This is a genomic window from Rhodococcus sp. IC4_135 (genome assembly GCF_011602025.1).
Classification (GTDB): domain Bacteria; phylum Actinomycetota; class Actinomycetes; order Mycobacteriales; family Mycobacteriaceae; genus Rhodococcus_F; species Rhodococcus_F baikonurensis.
In genome coordinates this window covers 259,052-276,607 of record NZ_JAAOLG010000005.1, presented here as the reverse complement: position 1 = coordinate 276,607, position 17,556 = coordinate 259,052, and the positions used below count along the sequence as shown (strand labels likewise).

Here is a 17,556-nt window from a genome sequence, read left to right as displayed (position 1 = left end):
ATCCGCCCGTGCACAGTTATCGGGGGGGCACCGGGGGCGGAGCCGGAAATTTCGAATCCAGAAGTCTCGAGAACAAAAATCTCGAGGCGACGGATTTCGAATTGTTGACCGCTCATGTCGCGGGCGATCGACACGCGTTCCGTGAACTACTGCTCCGGCATCAGGATCATCTGTGGCACGTTGCCCGGCGAACGAGCTACTCGGACGAGGACGCGGCAGACGCTCTCCAGGAGGGTCTGCTGTCCGCGCACCGCAAGGCGGCGAAGTTTCGCGGTGACGCGGCGGTGCGTAGCTGGCTCCACACCATCGTGGTCAATGCCTGCCTCGACCGGATCCGACGCAACAAATCGCGGGCCGCATTCTCTCTGTCTTCCGAGAATGCGGAGGAACCCCGCGATCACCGCGATTACGCGGCAGGAGTGGACATGAGCCTGACCGTCGAACAGGCACTGGCATCGCTGCCCCCTGAGCAGCGTGCTGCCGTCGTCGCCGTCGATGTCGAGGGGTATCCGGTGGCCGAGGCCGCCGAGAGATTGGGAGTGCCCGTAGGGACCGTGAAGAGTCGCTGCGCCCGCGCGCGTAAGCGCCTCGCCACCCAGTTGGAAGACTTTCGCGAAGGCGGGAACCATTCGTGAACCGGACGCGTCCTATCTTGTAAGCGTCCACACCGACTGCCGAGGGAGGGTTCATGACAGATCCGTCTGTTCGTGTTCCGTCGCCTCCGTATTCGGAAGACCTACTAGCGGATCTTCACGCCGGGGTTCTCGATCCCGAAACCAGTGCGGCCCTGTGGCCGCGGGTGCACGCAGACCCCGACGCCCATGCATTTGTCATTACTCTCGACAGCGTCACAGCATCACTCGCGACACTGAACTCGCGCGAGGCCACTCACGAACGGATTCCGAATTCGCTTGCCGAGCGAATCAATTCGGCACTGGATAAACAGTCCAGCCAGGTCGAGCCGCCAGCAGAGACAACCGTCGTGCCGTTCCGGCGACGCCCACAAGCGTGGGTGCTCGGTGCCGCAGCAGCCGTGTTGGTGGCCTTCGTGATCGTAGTGGTCGGAACCCGAGATTCCGAGCCTGCCGAAAGCGTTGTCGCTCAACCAAGCACACCGGCGACGTCCGCTGTCGACGATCCGGATTCGGCGTCCCTTCTCTCACTCATCGGCTCGGAAAACCTTGGACCACTGGAAGATCCGTCCAAGCTTGCCGGCTGCCTCAGCGCCAATGGCATCGACGAGGGCAGGCCTGTCCTCGGCTCCGGTGAGGTTCGCATCGACGGTGCACCTGCGATAGTCATCCTCTTCGCGGGATCGCAGCCGCGTCAGATCACCGCACTGACTGTTGGCATCAACTGCAGCGACGAGAATCCGAATACGTTGTCAATCAAGAACATCGGTTGACGGTGTCAGCGCGGCGTTGCCGCGGGAAGCAGGAGCTCGAGGATTCTCCCGCGCAATGCATCCGTATCGTCCTCGACCGCTATCAGACTCGAAAACATCGCTGCTCCGGCCGCCAATACCAGCACGGCCTTGGCATCGAGCAGTGCCGATTCGGGATCTTCGGCATTCTGAAGGAACAGTTGCGTGCTCGGCCCACTGAAACCGCGCCACAATTCGTTGCGTAAGTCGTCATGGTCGCGCAGCGCAGCCAGCAGTCCCGGCGACGCGGCGCGAACCTCGGGCCGCGAGAACAGCTGAGCACTTCCCTCCACCACCCAACGGATCCAGCCGTCACGGTCGGTGCCCTCGAACGGTGTCAGGTCTGGTGTCGCGCCCAGAATGGACCCGAGAACAAGATGCGCCTTCGACGGCCATCGCCGTGACATCGAAGCTCGGCTGACCCCTGCCCGTGCCGCGATCGCCCGGAGACTGAGTTGCTCCCATCCGACCTCGAGGAGCATCGCTCGGGTGACCTCGAGGACTGTGTCATCGATGCGTGGGTCTCGTGGGCGACCTGATCCTGTGGCGTTCATCGTGTCGAATTGTCGGACAGATTGGGAGTAGGCGCTATATCGTCGTAGTTACGAGTCCACTGGCATCATAAAGATCAGGCCGCCGCAGGAAGTTGAAAATGACCACAGCGCCCACACCGTCGATATTCGAACCCGCACGTCTCGGCCCCCTGACCTTGCGTAACCGCATCGTCAAGGCTGCGACGTTCGAGGGCGTCATGCCCAGGGGAGCGGTCTCGGACGATCTGATCAACTTCCACGCCGAAGTGGCTCGGGGCGGAGCCGCGATGACCACTGTCGCCTACTGCGCCGTCTCACCAGGTGGACGCGTCCACCGCGACACCCTTGTCATGGACGAGCGCGCGCTGCCGGGACTGCGCAGGCTGACCGACGCCGTCCACGCCGAAGGCGCACTTGCCGCGGCGCAGATCGGCCACGCGGGACTGGTCGCCAACACACTTTCCAACAAGACGAAGACTCTGGCGCCGTCGACCCGGCTGAGTCCGCCCGCGATGGGCCTCGTCAAAGGCGCGACACTTGCCGAACTCGACGGTGTCGTCTCCGACTTCGAACGGACCGCCCGCGTCGCAGTGGACGCAGGATTCGACGCCATCGAGGTCCATCTCGGTCACAACTATCTCCTCAGTTCCTTCATGAGCCCCAATCTGAACAAGCGCCACGATCGATACGGTGGCAGCGTCGCCAATCGCGCCGAGTATCCGCGTCGAGTCATCGAAGCGGTGCGACGGGCCGCAGGATCCAACGTGGCGGTCACCGCGAAATTCAACATGTCCGACGGGGTGCCGAAAGGTCTGTGGCTCGACCAGAGTCTGCCGATCGCACAGATCCTCGAAGGCGACGGCCACCTGGACGCGATGCAATTGACCGGTGGCAGTTCACTTCTCAACGGAATGTACTTCTTCCGTGGCGAGGTCCCACTGGCAGAATTCGTCGCCTCCCAACCGAAACTCGTCGGGTACGGGTTGAAGTTCTACGGTCCCAAACTCTTTCCGACGTACCCGTTCGAGGAGGGCTTCTTCCTGCCCTTCGCCCGTCAGTTCCGGCAGGCACTGAGGATGCCGCTGATCCTGCTCGGCGGCATCAACCGCGTCGACACCATCAACCACGCACTGGATGAAGGATTCGAATTCGTCGCCATGGCGCGTGCGCTCCTCAGGGACCCGCAACTGGTCAACAAATTCCAGGCCGAGAGCGCCGACGAGGGACTGTGCATCCACTGCAACAAGTGCATGCCCACCATCTACACCGGCACGCGCTGTGTGGTTCGGGACGCGCTGGTGGTTCGGGAGGCACTGCGCCCCGCCCAGTGAGCCCCGCGCTGTGAGCTGCGGACTGTGAGCCACTTTCCAGCCGAGTGCGGGAACAACACCCCTTATCCTGGTGTTGATCGGTACGGCTCTCCAAGAAGCGGAGGGTCTGCACTCACTATTGGAAGGCTCGCATGACCACCCAGCTGGAAAACACGCCCGCGGTCCATGACGTCATCATTGTCGGTTCCGGACCGGCCGGCTACACCGCTGGTGTCTACACCGCGCGCGCTGAGCTCCAGCCCCTGCTCTTCGAGGGAACCCAGTTCGGTGGCGCCCTCATGACCACCACCGAGGTCGAGAACTTCCCCGGATTCCGCGAAGGAATCATGGGCCCCGACCTGATGGAACAGATGCGTGAGCAGGCACTTCGCTTCGACACCGACATCCGCACCGAGGACGTCGAGGAGATCGATCTCAGCGGCCCGATCAAGACGGTTGTCGCGAACGGCGAAACATACGCCGCGCACGCGATCATCCTCGCCATGGGTGCGGCTGCCCGTTACCTCGGCATTCCCGGTGAAGAACGCCTCCTCGGCCGCGGCGTCAGCGCCTGCGCCACCTGCGACGGCTTCTTCTTCCGTGACCAGGACATCGTCGTGGTCGGCGGCGGCGACTCCGCGATGGAAGAAGCAACCTTCCTCACCCGCTTCGCTCGCTCGGTCACCCTGGTGCACCGCCGCGAGGAGTTCCGCGCCTCACGGATCATGCTCGAGCGCGCCAAGGCCAACGAGAAGATCCGCTTCCTGACCAATGCAGAGCCCGTCGAGGTGCTCGGCGAGAACAGCGTCACCGGCCTCGTCGTGCGCGACACTGTCACCGGCGAGACCTCCACACTCGAGATCACCGGCATGTTCGTCGCCATCGGCCACGACCCGCGCAGTGAGCTCGTCAAGGGCCAGGTAGACCTCGACGACGCCGGATACGTCCGCGTCGCCCCCGGTTCCACCGCGACCTCCGTCGACGGCGTCTTCGCTGCCGGTGACCTGGTCGATCACACGTACCGTCAGGCGATCACCGCTGCCGGCACCGGATGCTCCGCAGCTATCGACGCCGAACGCTGGCTGGCCGACCGCGGCGACATCACCGCCAACACGCTCGACGCAGCCGGCCACACGGTCGACGTCGTCGGCGCTCCCTGATTCACAAAGCTGTCGTACCCAACCCTCGAGGAGTAACAGTGTCGAATACCGTCACCATCACCGACGATTCCTTCAAGCAGGACGTCCTGGGCAGCGACAAGCCCGTTCTGGTCGATTTCTGGGCAACCTGGTGCGGCCCGTGCAAGATGGTCGCCCCGGTCCTCGAGGAGATCGCCGGCGAGAACAGCGAGAAGCTGACCGTCGCGAAGCTCGACATCGATGCCAACCCGGCAGCCGCGCGCGATTTCCAGGTCATGTCGATCCCGACGATGATCCTGTTCAAGGACGGCAAGCCGATCAAGACGATCGTCGGCGCCAAGGGCAAGGCCGCGCTGCTCAAGGACCTCGCAGACGTTCTCTGACGGGCGAGTGAACATCGTGGATTCTCGCAATCCACAGAATTTCTGAGATAATCGATCGATGTGCCTGATCGGGTCTACGACCAGGCACATCGATCGAATTCGTTAACCGATCCGAGAGGCTTTCACGCATGCACAGACTCCGACACGGCGATCACGGCCCGGCCGTCGCCGAGATTCGGGGCACATTGACGAAGCTGGGATACCTCCATCACGGAACTTCCGGCATTCGACGTGAAAGCGCCGACGGTGCCCACTGGGTTGCACCCGACGCCATCTTCGATCATCAACTCGACAGTGCCGTTCGTGCCTTCCAGCAGCAGCGTGGGCTCCTTGTCGACGGCATTGTGGGTCCGGCAACCTATCGGTCACTTCGTGAGGCCTCGTACCGCTTGGGTGCCCGTACGTTGATTTACCAGTTGTCAGCGCCGCTCTACGGCGACGACGTCGCAGCTCTGCAGGCCAAACTGCAGGACCTCGGCTTCTACGCAGGCCGGGTCGACGGTTTCTTCGGCCCGCAGACCCACGAATCTCTCTCGTCTTTCCAGCGTGAAATCGGGATTGCGGCCGACGGTATCTGCGGACCGCAGACACTGCGCTCACTGGAACTGCTGGGAACCCGCGTCACCGGTGGTTCCCCACATGCGATCAGCGAAGAGGAATTGGTCAGGCGCAAGGGCCCGCAGCTGGGTGGAAAGCGCATCGTCATCGATCCCGGCCTCGGTGGGCCGTCCACCGGCACCATCGTCAACGGCATCTCCGAAGCCGACATCCTCTGGGATCTGGCCATGCGCCTCGAGGGGCGGATGGCTGCAACCGGGATGGAAACCTTCCTCTCCCGACCGCACAACGCCGATCCGACCGAGGCCGAACGCGCACTGACGTCCAACGCATTCGACGCCGATCTGATGATCTCGCTGCGCTGCGACAGCAACTCGAGCCCATCGGCGAACGGCGTCGCGAGCTTCCACTTCGGCAATTCGCACGGTTCGGTCTCGATGATCGGGCAGGTGTTGACCGGTTTCGTTCAGCGCGAGATTGTTGCGCGAACCCCGTTGCGGGACTGCAGAACTCACGGTCGGACGTGGGAGTTGTTGCGCCTCACCAACATGCCGACGGTGCAGATCGATCTCGGCTACCTGTCAAACGCGTCCGACGTTGCGGTACTGACGAATCCGCGGATGCGTGACACCATCGCCGAAGCCATCTTGATCTCGGTCAAGCGGCTGTACCTGTTGGGTCAAGACGATCAGCCGACCGGCACCTTCACCTTCGCCGAGCTTCTCGCAGAAGAACTTTCGGTAGCCGACCGCATTTCGTAGGTCCTGCGGTCGGCACCTGTTCACACTCTGGCGAGTTCGCTGATCTCCACCATCTCGAGAGCTGCGGCCTTCAGTAAACGGTCGAGGGCTTCTTCGACGTCGACTTTCCATTCGTGGTCTCGATTGAGCTCGAGGCGAAGGCGCGGGTAACGATGGTGCGGTGCCACAACCTCGAAACCGTAATCCTCGAGGAACTCGGCACTGATCATGCATTCTGCGGGTGAACATTCCAGAGCTGCCGTTGCACTGGCCACGTCGGAAGCAGGTCCCAGGTCGTCGCTACGGATACCGAATGCTTCGAGCGCACGAACTCCGCGTCGAACCAGATCTGTCACGACAGCGGCCAGCAGGCTTGGTCCTAGCTCTTCCTCAATGCCCGAGGGCTCGAGGCGAAGGCTTGTGAGAAGCACTGCGTCCGAGCTGACCGGGCTGGTGGGAAACAGTTGCGCACGCGGGATCATGCGGGGAGGGGCGTACAACGCGCTGCCGAGCGGCTTTCCGTCGCGGACGGCGACCTGGCCGCACGAACCCCACTCGAGCATGACCATCGACAGCCAGGCTTCTTTCTCGAATTCCTGATCGCAGAATCCTCGGGCGTCGTGAAGCGCGCCCGGGTCCATCTCCCAGAACACGCATCGACGCGCATGGGCGGAAAGCTGATCGAGGCTGTCGAGCGTGAGAGAGGTGATGACGTGAGTCGACACTGACTAACTCACTCTCCGTAGGTCCCCGAAGCGGTTTCGATGCTCGCGCGCCGCTTTTTTCTTCTCCAGGATAGGCCAGCTGTACCGAGTCGGCAGTGGCGCGAGAGTTGATCGCTCTAATGTATTGCTGTTCAACATCTTTCGTCCCGGTTCAAGATTTCGAGAAGCTCGGACCACCTAAATTCGTCACAGTGACGAAAGTAGGTGGTGTGCCCGGTCATCGTCATTACGTCACCAAACGGGCATCCGAATTCATTACGTCGATTTCTGCGCTTCCATCATTCCGACGATGCGTTGTAGGTCGTCGACCGAGCCGAATTCGACCACAATCTTGCCCTTCCGCTTGCCCAGGCTGACAGTCACCCGGGTGTCGAACGAGTCCGACAAACGTTCGGCCACATCCTGCAGACCCGGCATCACGATGGGCTTGCGCTTCTGCGGGGGAGCGATCTCATTGTCCGCCCGGTTGGCAAGAGTGACGGCTTCCTCCGTCGCCCGAACCGACATTCCTTCCGCGACGATGCGCGCCGCCATGACTTCCTGCGCGTCGGCACCCGCCTCGAGGGACAGTAGTGCGCGAGCATGGCCGGCCGAAAGTACGCCGGCCGCCACACGGCGCTGAACCGCCACCGGCAGCTTCAGCAGACGAATCATGTTGGTCACGACGGGACGCGAGCGCCCGATCCGATTGGCCAATTCTTCGTGCGTTACTTCGAACTCCTCGAGCAACTGCTGATACGCCGCTGCCTCCTCGAGGGGGTTCAACTGCACTCGATGGATGTTCTCGAGGAGCGCGTCGCGCAACATCGAGTCGTCATCGGTTTCGCGAATGATCGCCGGAATCTTCTCCAGTCCGGCTTCCTGGCTCGCACGCCAGCGACGCTCACCCATGACAAGTTGGTACTTGTCACCGTGTCGACGGACCACGATCGGCTGCATCAAGCCGAACTCGCGGATCGAGTGAACCAACTCCGCGAGTGCTTCCTCGTCGAAAACGCTGCGAGGCTGCTTCGGGTTCGTCTCGATCAGGCTCGGTTCGATCTCGAGATAGACCGCGCCGGTCGGCTCGAGTTCTGTCTCCGGCTCCGCTTCGACGGCGGCCTTGGCAGCCGTCGCCTTGGTGGCTTTCGGCGTTTTCGGGGCGGCCTTCGTCGGTGGGGGAGGGGAGGGGTTGCGCTTGTCGACGCCGATTACGACGTCCGCTGCAGCCGATCCCAGACCCGGCGCCGTCGCCGGCCCAGTGGGAATGAGAGCAGCCAAGCCGCGGCCCAATCCACCTTTGCGTGCTTGACTCATCTCACTGCTCCTGGGTCGTCGTGGTGGCAGAGCGGGCGGCAAGTTCGCGTCCGGCGTCGAGGTAACTCATGGCGCCACGTGAACCTGGGTCGTAATCGAGAACTGTCATTCCGTATCCGGGAGCTTCGGAAACCTTCACGCTGCGCGGAATCACTGCGCGCAGGACGGCCTCACCGAAGTGTTTGCGTACTTCTTCGGCGACCTGATCGGCCAGCTTGGTACGCCCGTCGTACATCGTCAGTAGGACGGTGGAGACATGCAGATCCGGGTTCAGATGAGCCTGGACGAGTTCGATGTTGCGGAGCAGCTGACCGACCCCCTCGAGGGCGTAGTACTCGCACTGGATCGGGATCAGAACTTCCTTGGCAGCGACCATCGCGTTGACGGTCAGCAGTCCCAGCGAGGGTGGGCAGTCGATGAGGACGAAGTCGACGTCGAGCTCTGCGAGCACCTTGTCGTTGAGCGCGCCTTTGAGTCGATTCTCGCGGGCAACCATGGAGACCAATTCGATCTCGGCGCCTGCCAGATCGATCGTCGCGGGAATGCAGAGAAGCCGCTCACTGTGCGGGCTGGTCTGGATCGCCTCTGGGGCCTTCACTTCGCCTATGAGCAACTCGTAGCTCGACGGGGTGCCCGAGGTATGGACGACGCCCAGCGCCGTGCTGGCGTTGCCCTGAGGGTCCAAATCGACTACCAGGACCGTGAGACCTTGAAGAGCGAGCGCCGACGCAAGGTTCACCGTGGTCGTCGTCTTGCCGACGCCACCCTTCTGGTTCGCGATGGTGATCACGCGACGGAACGCCGGTTTCGGCAGTGTCACCGAGTGGGGATGAAGCACCTGGCTCGCTCGATGCGCTGCCGCCCCGATGGGAGTCTCCTCCGACGAGATCGCCGCGTAGGGGGCGGTGAAATTGTCGTCGTCGTTGACAATCTGATCCGCACCCGCGCTCGTGTGCTGCTTCGGTGTTTCACGTGAAACGGCGGATTCAGATCGACCCGACATTGACTGCTCCTTCGATTGGGAATCGATCACTAGGTGCTCTCATCATCTGTACATTGCTCTCGATTGCATGCGTGTAAATCATCAACGCTGGCGACGCTTCGGGAGACGTTCGGCCTTCACCACCACGGTGGGGGTGCGGAGAATCTTGGCTCCACATTCGAGTATTTCCAACTTACCTGCGCCCAATTTGGTGAGCGCCGTTCGGTCCCGCTCGATCTCCTCGGCGGCGCTCGAGCCCTTGAGTGCCAGCATCCGACCGTGCTCGTGGATGAGCGGAAGGGACCAACGTGCGAGCTTCTCCAGAGGCGCCACGGCCCGCGAGGTGACCACGTCCGCACCGCCTGCTTCCTTCACGACACCCGATTCCTCGGCTCGCCCGCGGACAACCAGTACGTCCAATCCGTTCGACTCGATGAACTCCGCGAGGTACACCGAACGTCGAAGCAACGGTTCGACGAGAGTCACCTTCAAGTCCGGGCGGGCGATCGCGAGAGGGATTCCGGGTAGGCCGGCGCCGCTTCCTACGTCCACAACCGACTCACCTTCGGCGATCAGTTCACCGATCACTGCGCAATTGAGAAGGTGGCGCTCCCACAGTCGAGGAACCTCACGGGGACCAATGAGCCCGCGCTCGACACCATCCGTCGCAAGGGATTGGTAGTACCGTTCCGCGATCTCGTATCTGTCACCGAACACTGCGCGCGCAGTCTCTTGTTCGTCCCAGTCAACCGACGCCGCACCATTCTGTTCCACGTGAAACATCCTCCCGCGTAAACCGCGAAATCAACAATCAAGACCGAAATCATTATCCGCTCTGAAGCCGACATGTGTTCGCTTCTGCACACCGACTCGCTGTGAGTCTGCCGACTCGTTCATTCTTTGGGAAGTATTCAGACCAAAATTCAAGCGGGGGAGGGGAGGGGTTCACGTTCCACGTGAAACATCGCGCTGAGAAATCTTGCAATCTGACGAGTTTCACGTGAAACATACCCGGGCGATCGAATGCGGATAGCAGCGCGATTCTTAGTATCATCACAGTGACGAAACTCCCATGGGTAGTTACATGGATGGAATTCTGACCCAAAATGGGCAATTTTCAACGAAAAAGCGGTTGCACAAAATCGCGGACGTCGGGCTGCCGAGCCGACTCGGTCAGTCTGACGCAGTCCATTTTTTGACGCGGATGGTCTTCGATACCAAGTCTCGGACAGTTCCGATATCTCATCGCGTCGGCATGACTCTCCCGTTGCGGGGGACCGGAGAATTGGCATCACAAACCGCGAATCAATCCACAGAGCTCCGCAACACATATTGCGCATCGGAGAGTTCACCCTTGCCTCTGGAGTGACAGTGAAAGCACCCGCAACGACGGCCTCGCCCTCGACACCGTCGTAGAGCATCGAGCAACCCGCTCTACAAAAATTCCTTCATCGAAGCACCGAGCATATGTCGCCGACGAACGCCCGCGACGAGACGCCGACGCGGCGCAAGGGTCCGCGTTGATCGACTCACTTGAACTCGACTACACCGTGCACCGTCGTTCCACGCCGGTTCGACACTGGGTTGAACTCCAACACGAGATCCGCCAGTTGGCATCTCCGAAACCATCGTCGAATCCGGCACACCCGAAGCCGTTGCACTCGTGATCGCCATCCAATAGGTATCCATTGCTAACCGGGGGATGAGAGGTCGAGGGCTCGGGGCAACAACCATCGATCCGGTTTCACGTGAAACGAAGGGCCGACTATTCCGGCTGGGGGAGGGGAGTGGCTCACGTGTAGTACGGCATGTTGTCGATCGAAAATCCGAACATGCACAGTGCGCAGCCGACAGCCAGGAAGGCAATGGTGAAGCTGAGCATGACTGCTCTCCCGGATCCCCATGCCAGTGCAAGCGGAATTAATTTGACGTCGACTACTCCCAGCGACAACAACCAGCAGAGCCGATACTCCACACCATCCGGCGGGCAAGAGTGGATTTCCATTCTCTGCTGCAGTTCGAAGACCACGGGCCAATAGCTCGGGCCGCACACGAGCATCCAATGGTTGCACTTCCGCGACAGGGTGAACGGATCTCGAGACCTCCATTTCGTACGACGCCGTTGCAACAGGGTATGTGACCCGAGTTGGAACGTAGCCACCCATATCTCCTGGTAGTCGGCGATCTCCGCGTCACCGCTACACCGTCCGACCAGGTGGACAGAAAGGCCCGTACCGGCGCGACCCGGCGACGGCAGAACCTCCGGTTGACGCCCGACTCAGCCCGCCGGGGCCTCGAACACCATCCTGACCTCGGTCACCTGGTAGTTCGCCCGCTTGAACGCCGCAGCCATGGGCGTGTTGGGCACGTCAGTGGTCGCGGTGATGCAATTGGCGCCATCGGCTGCGTGAACGCGGGTGATCTCGCAGAGGATGTCGTCCACGTAGCGGCACCCGCGCAGCTCGGGCACTACTCCGAGGTATCCGACGTTGCGGTGGTAGGGCGTCGCGGACGGGATTGCGAAACCGACCAGCGTCCTGTCCCTGGTCTCCGCCAGCCGCCACCACGACCGTTCGCCGGGGCACGACCGGTAGAACTCGAGATCGTCCCGGGCCTGGCTGACGATGTCCGTGGCCGCGATACCTCGTTGCGTGGCGATGTCCAGGCTGCCGATAGCGACCCGCTGGAACACCGCGAGGAACTCCTCATCGGAGGCTGGACGGAAAATCAGACGTTCGGAGGGGGCGGGCACACCAGCCGCAGGCGTCCACTCGAAACGCAGCCGCTCGATGATCTCGGTCAGTCCGGCCGCCTGGGCCGCCTCCCGACGCCAGCACACGGCGTCTGCGACGGCGGAATCCGCGTCCCGCCCGGCGGTCGGCACGACCAGTACATACTCAGGCTTCGCATGGAACTCGCTGTGCGCCCGCGACATGAGTTCGGCGGCAAGCGCGGCACGATCCGGCACGTCAGCCAGCACGTGTAGGAAATCAAGGGCGAGCGGATGCTCGCTGTCCTCACGCCCCCACCACAAAGCACGCGCTACGATCCTGGAGCCGTCAACGGCAAACCAGCTCCATTCCGGACGAAGCCGTCCGGCCGCCACCTCTTCCCGGAGCGAGTCGGGGTCGATGAACCCGACCGGATCGTTCACCGCGAACACGGGCTCTTCCAGCTCGGCCCGTGTCGCGGGTCGAATCAGCACCATTGCTTCCCTTCATGACGCTTCATTGACGGCTGGTTCCGAAATAGAGATGGGACATGTCGACAACGATAGGCACCCAACCTTCAACGTGCCGAAAGATTCGGTTTCACGTGAAACACCTCTCGGACACAAAAGCGGGCCCCGGAAAATCCGGGGCCCGCATTCGATCAAGGGGGAGTGTCAGTCCTTGAGGACAACCACTCGGCGAGACGGCTCAGCGCCTTCGCTCTCGCTCGAAACACCGGCGACCTTGGCGACGGCGTCGTGCACGATCTTGCGTTCGAACGGCGTCATCGGAGCGAGCTCTTCGCGCTCGCCGGTCTCGAGAACACGCTGTGCAGCTTCCGCACCGAGAGCACTGAGTGCCTCGCGGCGGCCCGCACGCCAGCCGGCGATGTCGAGCATCAAGCGGCTACGTTCTCCGGTCGACTGCTGAACAGCCAGACGAGTCAGCTCCTGAAGAGCATCCAGAACCTCACCCTTGCGTCCCACGAGCTTGGTCAGGTCGTCGCCGCCGTCGATGCTGACGATCGCCCGATCGCCCTCGACGTCAAGGTCGATGTCTCCGTCGAAATCGAGAACGTCGAGCAACTGCTCGAGGTAGTCGCCGGCGATCTCGCCCTCTTCGATCAAATCGTCATCGGAATCGTCGATGTCTACATCCACATCGGTAACCGGCGCAGTGGTCTCGGTGCTCACGTCTGCGTTCTCTCCATCCACAACGATGTCAGCTTCACTGGACATTGGTCGTTCTCTTTCCTGGATCAGCGCCGTTTATTGCGCTTGGGGGAGTTGCCGCGGTTGCTCTGTGGCCGGTTCTGTTTCGGTTTCGACGTGGAACCACCACTGGAACCCGAGGGCTTCGGCTGTGGCTTCTTGAGCGAAACTTCCGGGGCATCGCCGTCGTCGTCGGATGAATCCGCGGTCTTCAGCGCAGCCGGGGATCCCTTCTTCTTACTGGGATCGGGACGGGCACCGGGCTTGGGCGCATTGTCGTTGCGGCGGGTGATCGCTTCCTGCTTCTTGGCTTCTTCTTCGGCGTCGATCTTGCGGAAGACGAGGTGCTGCTGACCGTAGGTCCAGATGTTGTTCGACACCCAGTACAGGAGGATCGCGATCGGAAGGAACGGTCCACCGACCAGAACGCCGAGCGGGAAGACGTACAGCGCGAGCTTGTTCATGATCGCGGACTGCGGGTTCGCGGCAGCTGCTTCGCTCTGACGTGCAACCGAAGCGCGGGAGTTGAAGTGCGTCGCGATGCTGGCGATGATCATCAGCGGAGCTGCCACGAGAATGATGTTCAGGCGTGACGGAAGCTCGGGAACGTTCTCGGTGACGTAAGCCTGGAGCTGCGCAACCGGCGTCGTGATTGCCGCCGAGATGGGTGCGCCGAACAGACGGGCATCCAGGAACGACTGGACGTCAGTGGCCGAGAAGACGTAGTTCGGGGTGTTGAGGTTGTCCTCGGCGCTCATGCCCAGCTGGCCCATGCCGGTGCCGGTGCGGTTGAACGAGCGCAGGACGTGGAACAGACCGATGAACACCGGTGCCTGAGCCAGGACCGGGAGACAGCCCATGATCGGGTTGAATCCGTGCTCCTTCTGGAGCTTCTGCATCTCGACGGCCTGGCGCTGACGGTCGCCCGAATACTTCTTCTGCAATGCCTTGATCTGCGGCTGCAGTTCCTGCATCTGGCGGGTCGTGCGGACCTGCTTCACGAACGGCTTGTACAGAACCGCACGCAAGGTGAACACCAGGAACACCACGGAAAGCGCCCAGGCTATTCCGTTGTCCGGGCCGAGAATGAACCCGAAGACCTTGTGCCAGACCCACAGAATCGCGGATACCGGATAGTAGATGAAATTGAGCACGGCTCTAAGTACTCCTCTGTTCGTCCGTCGGACTGTGACACGCTGCGCGTGCTTCCGGACAGCTATGGCGGCTACCCGCATCACGGTCACGACGGGCAGGGACAGGGTCCCACCCTCCAGAATGCCAGGGGGCACACTTCGCCAACCGCACCACAGTCAAGAAAAGGCCTTTGATCGCCCCGTGAGTGCGCAGCGCTTCGACTGCGTATTCACTGCAGGTGGGGGTGAACCGGCAGGTCGGCATCCTCAAGGGCGACACATACGTCCGGTACAACTCGATACAGAAGATGAGAACAGTGGCGGGAGCGCGACGCACAGCCTTCAACACCGTGATGACACGGGAGGCTCTGGGAGTCTCGATCTGCTCAGAGAGCGGAGTACTCATGGCTCTTCACTTACCGACACCAATAGGTTCATTTTGGTCAGGCCCCCACGCAACTGCTTGGCCAGTTCAGCTGAACTGGCGGTAGCTGCGCCCGGAAGTGCGCGGATTACCACGTCCGTCTCCGGTGAAACCTGTCCGACGAAATCTGCACAGATATGACGAAGCCGGCGTGCGACTCGATGTCGAATCACCGCCGGCCCGACAGCCTTGCTCACGATCAGCCCGAAACGGGGACCGTGATTTGTTACTACCAGCGCCTCTACTTGCTCGCGATCGAACGCGTGCACGACAAGGTCGCGTCTTCCCATACGACGCCCACGTCGCACCGCCACGGAGAAATCCGCGTGGCGACGCAACCGGAACGGCTCAGGCAACACCCCGAGCTCCTGAACTCGAAATCAGATCAGGCGGTGAGGGAATCGCGGCCCTTACGGCGACGCGCCGAAACGATTGCACGACCCGCACGGGTACGCATACGAAGACGGAAGCCGTGAACACGCGCGCGGCGGCGATTATTCGGCTGGAACGTCCGCTTGCCCTTGGCCACGGTCAACACTCCTCGAAGTTCATTGACGCCTCCCGGCGTCATTCAGTGATCGACGCCTTACGGCGTCTTTGGATCCAACAGGTACAGAACAATCAACTTCACTCGTTGTGGCTTGGAAGACCGATCCGACCTGACATATGTAGCCAGCACGAAGCGATCACCACCAGCGGGTGACCGTTCGAGGTTACTTACCACCGTTGCCAAGGTCAAACCAGCCCGATTCGGAGCCCTTCCGCGGCAACTGCGGCGACACGCCGACACTTCCATTATTCCGCAGATTCCATTCTCGGTGTGCATACGGCCGTGACCTCGAGCGAGGCGGCAAGTGTGACCTTGGCAACAGTTCCGCTACGGACCGCAGGTGGCCTGCGGGCAACCCGGACAGTTCCACCTGCGCGTGCTCTCGACAAGGCCTCATCAGCACATACGGGGATGAGCGCCGGACGTGACCCCGAATCCCGAGTTTCCACATTCATCCACAGGGCTGTGAGTGTTGACGCATCCCCGACACCAAGTGGCGAACGCCTCGAGTTCCAGCAAAGTTGCAGGTAGATCAATTTCTCGATCACTTTGACGAATTTGGTTGACGAAAAAACCGACTCAGTGCAGGTTTGTCCACATCTGTGGATAATTGTGTGGAAACACAGCCCAGGTGGCATATTCGTAGCCTGTTACGGGGTTCTCACCCCGGGTGGTAATCCACCGAATCATTCGACGCCGCAGCCATACGCTCGGCAGCTGCAGCACACCCACTGTCGGCGAAACACGGGAAGGAACCACGTGAACGACGATCCCAACGCGCTCGCACGGGTCTGGGTCGACGTGGTTGCAGAACTCACGAGTGATGACCCCGGAAGTAATCTTCCGGCTTTGAGCAGCAAGCAGAAGGCATTCGTCCGTCTGGTGAGGCCTCTCACACTTGCTCAGGGTTTTGCACTCCTCTCGGTTCCATCGCCATTTGCTCAAGAAACGATCGAGCGCGATCTCCGCGAGCCGATCCTGCAGGCACTCGGCCGCCACCTCGGCGGCCAGGTCGAGGGACTCGGTGTCCGCATCGCACTCGAAGACGATGCCGACGCACCCGCCGAACCGGTCGAGGAGCGCACGGGCAGCCGTCAGTTCGAGTCGGTCAACTCCTCCGGCGCATACCGTCGTCGACGGTTCACCGAAGGCGACGGCGAACCTTCGGACTCCGAGACTGCCGAGTCCGAAGAAGTCGACGACGACCGCGAAGCACTGGCAAGCGTTCACGAATCGTGGCCGTCGTACTTCACGAAGCCGCCTGCTACTCCTTCTGCTTCGGGGTCCGGCGCGAACAGTCTCAACGCGAAGTACACCTTCGACACTTTCGTGATCGGATCGTCCAACCGATTCGCGCATGCCGCTGCCGTCGCGATCGCGGAGGCGCCGGCGCGTGCGTACAACCCCTTGTTCATCTGGGGAGCTTCGGGCCTGGGCAAGACGCACCTTCTTCACGCCGCCGGCCACTACGCACAGCGACTGTTCCCCGGCATGCGGGTCAAGTACGTCTCGACCGAAGAATTCACCAACGACTTCATCAACAGTCTTCGTGACGACCGCAAGGTCGCGTTCAAGCGTCGATACCGGGAAACGGATGTCCTGCTGGTCGACGACATCCAGTTCATCGAGGGCAAGGAAGGTATCCAGGAGGAGTTCTTCCATACCTTCAACACCTTGCACAACGCGAACAAGCAGATCGTCGTCTCCTCGGACCGTCCGCCAAAGCAGTTGGCAACCCTCGAGGAGCGTCTGCGGACGCGCTTCGAGTGGGGCCTGATCACCGACGTTCAGCCGCCTGAGCTCGAGACGCGCATCGCGATTCTGAGCAAGAAGGCGAGGATGGATCGCCTCGAGGTCCCGCACGACGTCCTCGAGCTGATCGCCAGCCGTATCGAGCGCAACATTCGTGAACTCGAGGGCGCGTTGATCCGCGTGACGGCTTTTGCCTCGCTCAACCGTCAGCCGTTGGATCTCACGTTGGCCGAGGTGGTCCTGCGAGATCTGATGCCCGATTCGTCGAGCCTCGAGATCAACGCGGCGACGATCATGGCGGTGACGGCCGAATACTTCAACATGTCGATCGACGACCTGTGTGGGCCGGGTAAGGCCAGGCCGCTCGCTCAGGCCCGCCAGATCTCGATGTATCTGTGCCGTGAGCTCACCGATTTGTCATTGCCGAAGATCGGTCAGACGTTCGGCCGTGACCACACGACGGTCATGTACGCCGACAAGAAGATCCGTAAGGAAATGACGGAACGCCGCAAGGTGTACGACCAGGTTCAGGAGTTGACCGCAAGGATCAAGCAGCGCTCCAAGCGTTGACCTGCACTTATTTGGATCGATGCCGCTCGAGGCAAAGGTTTCCCTCGAGCGGCATCGGTGTATTCGAAGGGTTCCACATGCGGTCCCTCGAGGGCGGTTGTCCACCTCGAGGGACG

Annotated in this window: 19 protein-coding genes; 7 read left to right on the top strand and 12 right to left on the bottom strand. The window is 61.6% G+C overall.

The window, feature by feature from the left end:
- The first annotated feature begins 8 nt into the window (after positions 1-8).
- Complete coding sequence (gene sigM, locus G8767_RS13245) at positions 9-635, top strand: RNA polymerase sigma factor SigM (protein WP_166810403.1); 627 nt, start codon at positions 9-11, stop codon at positions 633-635.
- Between the two features lie 53 nt (positions 636-688).
- Positions 689-1,405, top strand: coding sequence for a hypothetical protein (locus tag G8767_RS13240; protein ID WP_166810402.1), 717 nt, complete (start codon positions 689-691; stop codon positions 1,403-1,405).
- A gap of 5 nt (positions 1,406-1,410) precedes the next feature.
- Here G8767_RS13240 and G8767_RS13235 read toward each other — a convergent pair whose 3' ends face one another.
- Complete coding sequence (locus G8767_RS13235) at positions 1,411-1,977, bottom strand: TetR/AcrR family transcriptional regulator (protein WP_020909857.1); 567 nt, start codon at positions 1,975-1,977, stop codon at positions 1,411-1,413.
- A 98-nt stretch (positions 1,978-2,075) separates the two neighbouring features.
- Here G8767_RS13235 and nox point away from each other — a divergent pair, with 98 nt between their 5' ends.
- From nox to G8767_RS13215, 4 genes are all read left to right on the top strand, one after another.
- Positions 2,076-3,287, top strand: a complete 1,212-nt coding sequence (nox, locus tag G8767_RS13230) for a 4,4'-dithiodibutanoate disulfide reductase (RefSeq protein WP_166810401.1) — start codon at positions 2,076-2,078, stop codon at positions 3,285-3,287.
- A 131-nt stretch (positions 3,288-3,418) separates the two neighbouring features.
- The gene (gene trxB / locus G8767_RS13225; RefSeq protein ID WP_003942521.1) at positions 3,419-4,426 is read left to right on the top strand and encodes a thioredoxin-disulfide reductase; all 1,008 of its coding nucleotides are present in this window, start codon (positions 3,419-3,421) and stop codon (positions 4,424-4,426) included.
- Between the two features lie 38 nt (positions 4,427-4,464).
- Positions 4,465-4,788 carry a thioredoxin gene (gene trxA, locus G8767_RS13220; protein WP_003942530.1) on the top strand — a complete coding sequence of 108 codons (324 nt, stop codon included), beginning with the start codon at positions 4,465-4,467 and terminating at the stop codon, positions 4,786-4,788.
- A gap of 128 nt (positions 4,789-4,916) precedes the next feature.
- Positions 4,917-6,107, top strand: coding sequence for an N-acetylmuramoyl-L-alanine amidase (locus G8767_RS13215; RefSeq protein ID WP_124566988.1), 1,191 nt, complete (start codon positions 4,917-4,919; stop codon positions 6,105-6,107).
- A 20-nt stretch (positions 6,108-6,127) separates the two neighbouring features.
- Here the strand turns inward: G8767_RS13215 and G8767_RS13210 are convergent, their stop codons facing one another.
- The 11 genes from G8767_RS13210 to rpmH form a co-directional block, all read right to left on the bottom strand.
- Positions 6,128-6,811 carry a hypothetical protein gene (locus G8767_RS13210; protein ID WP_007729135.1) on the bottom strand — a complete coding sequence of 228 codons (684 nt, stop codon included), beginning with the start codon at positions 6,809-6,811 and terminating at the stop codon, positions 6,128-6,130.
- A gap of 255 nt (positions 6,812-7,066) precedes the next feature.
- Positions 7,067-8,107 (bottom strand): ParB/RepB/Spo0J family partition protein, encoded by a 1,041-nt coding sequence (locus G8767_RS13205; RefSeq protein WP_124566987.1) that lies wholly within the window; start codon positions 8,105-8,107, stop codon positions 7,067-7,069.
- A gap of 1 nt (position 8,108) precedes the next feature.
- Complete coding sequence (locus G8767_RS13200; protein WP_003942510.1) at positions 8,109-9,110, bottom strand: ParA family protein; 1,002 nt, start codon at positions 9,108-9,110, stop codon at positions 8,109-8,111.
- A gap of 81 nt (positions 9,111-9,191) precedes the next feature.
- Entirely contained in the window at positions 9,192-9,872 is a 681-nt protein-coding gene (gene rsmG / locus G8767_RS13195; protein WP_019746204.1) for a 16S rRNA (guanine(527)-N(7))-methyltransferase RsmG, read from the bottom strand.
- Between the two features lie 1,009 nt (positions 9,873-10,881).
- Complete coding sequence (locus tag G8767_RS13190) at positions 10,882-11,094, bottom strand: hypothetical protein (protein ID WP_166810400.1); 213 nt, start codon at positions 11,092-11,094, stop codon at positions 10,882-10,884.
- Between the two features lie 273 nt (positions 11,095-11,367).
- Complete coding sequence (locus G8767_RS13185; RefSeq protein ID WP_166810399.1) at positions 11,368-12,297, bottom strand: GNAT family N-acetyltransferase; 930 nt, start codon at positions 12,295-12,297, stop codon at positions 11,368-11,370.
- 177 nt (positions 12,298-12,474) lie between these two features.
- A complete protein-coding gene (locus G8767_RS13180; RefSeq protein WP_003942504.1) occupies positions 12,475-13,038 on the bottom strand; it encodes a protein jag in 564 nt (187 codons plus the stop codon).
- 20 nt (positions 13,039-13,058) lie between these two features.
- A complete protein-coding gene (gene yidC / locus G8767_RS13175; RefSeq protein ID WP_166810398.1) occupies positions 13,059-14,165 on the bottom strand; it encodes a membrane protein insertase YidC in 1,107 nt (368 codons plus the stop codon).
- Between the two features lie 4 nt (positions 14,166-14,169).
- Positions 14,170-14,550, bottom strand: a complete 381-nt coding sequence (yidD, locus tag G8767_RS13170) for a membrane protein insertion efficiency factor YidD (protein WP_007729147.1) — start codon at positions 14,548-14,550, stop codon at positions 14,170-14,172.
- Positions 14,547-14,927, bottom strand: coding sequence for a ribonuclease P protein component (gene rnpA / locus G8767_RS13165; protein WP_003942450.1), 381 nt, complete (start codon positions 14,925-14,927; stop codon positions 14,547-14,549). The genes yidD and rnpA overlap by 4 nt, the downstream gene beginning before the upstream one ends.
- Positions 14,928-14,953: 26 nt before the next feature.
- The gene (gene rpmH, locus G8767_RS13160) at positions 14,954-15,097 is read right to left on the bottom strand and encodes a 50S ribosomal protein L34 (RefSeq protein WP_003942540.1); all 144 of its coding nucleotides are present in this window, start codon (positions 15,095-15,097) and stop codon (positions 14,954-14,956) included.
- Positions 15,098-15,877: 780 nt separating this feature from the next.
- On the opposite strand from rpmH, the gene dnaA reads away from it, so the two are divergent.
- On the top strand, positions 15,878-17,440 hold the full coding sequence (gene dnaA / locus G8767_RS13155; RefSeq protein ID WP_095969313.1) for a chromosomal replication initiator protein DnaA: 1,563 nt from the start codon (positions 15,878-15,880) through the stop codon (positions 17,438-17,440).
- Positions 17,441-17,556: the final 116 nt, after the last annotated feature.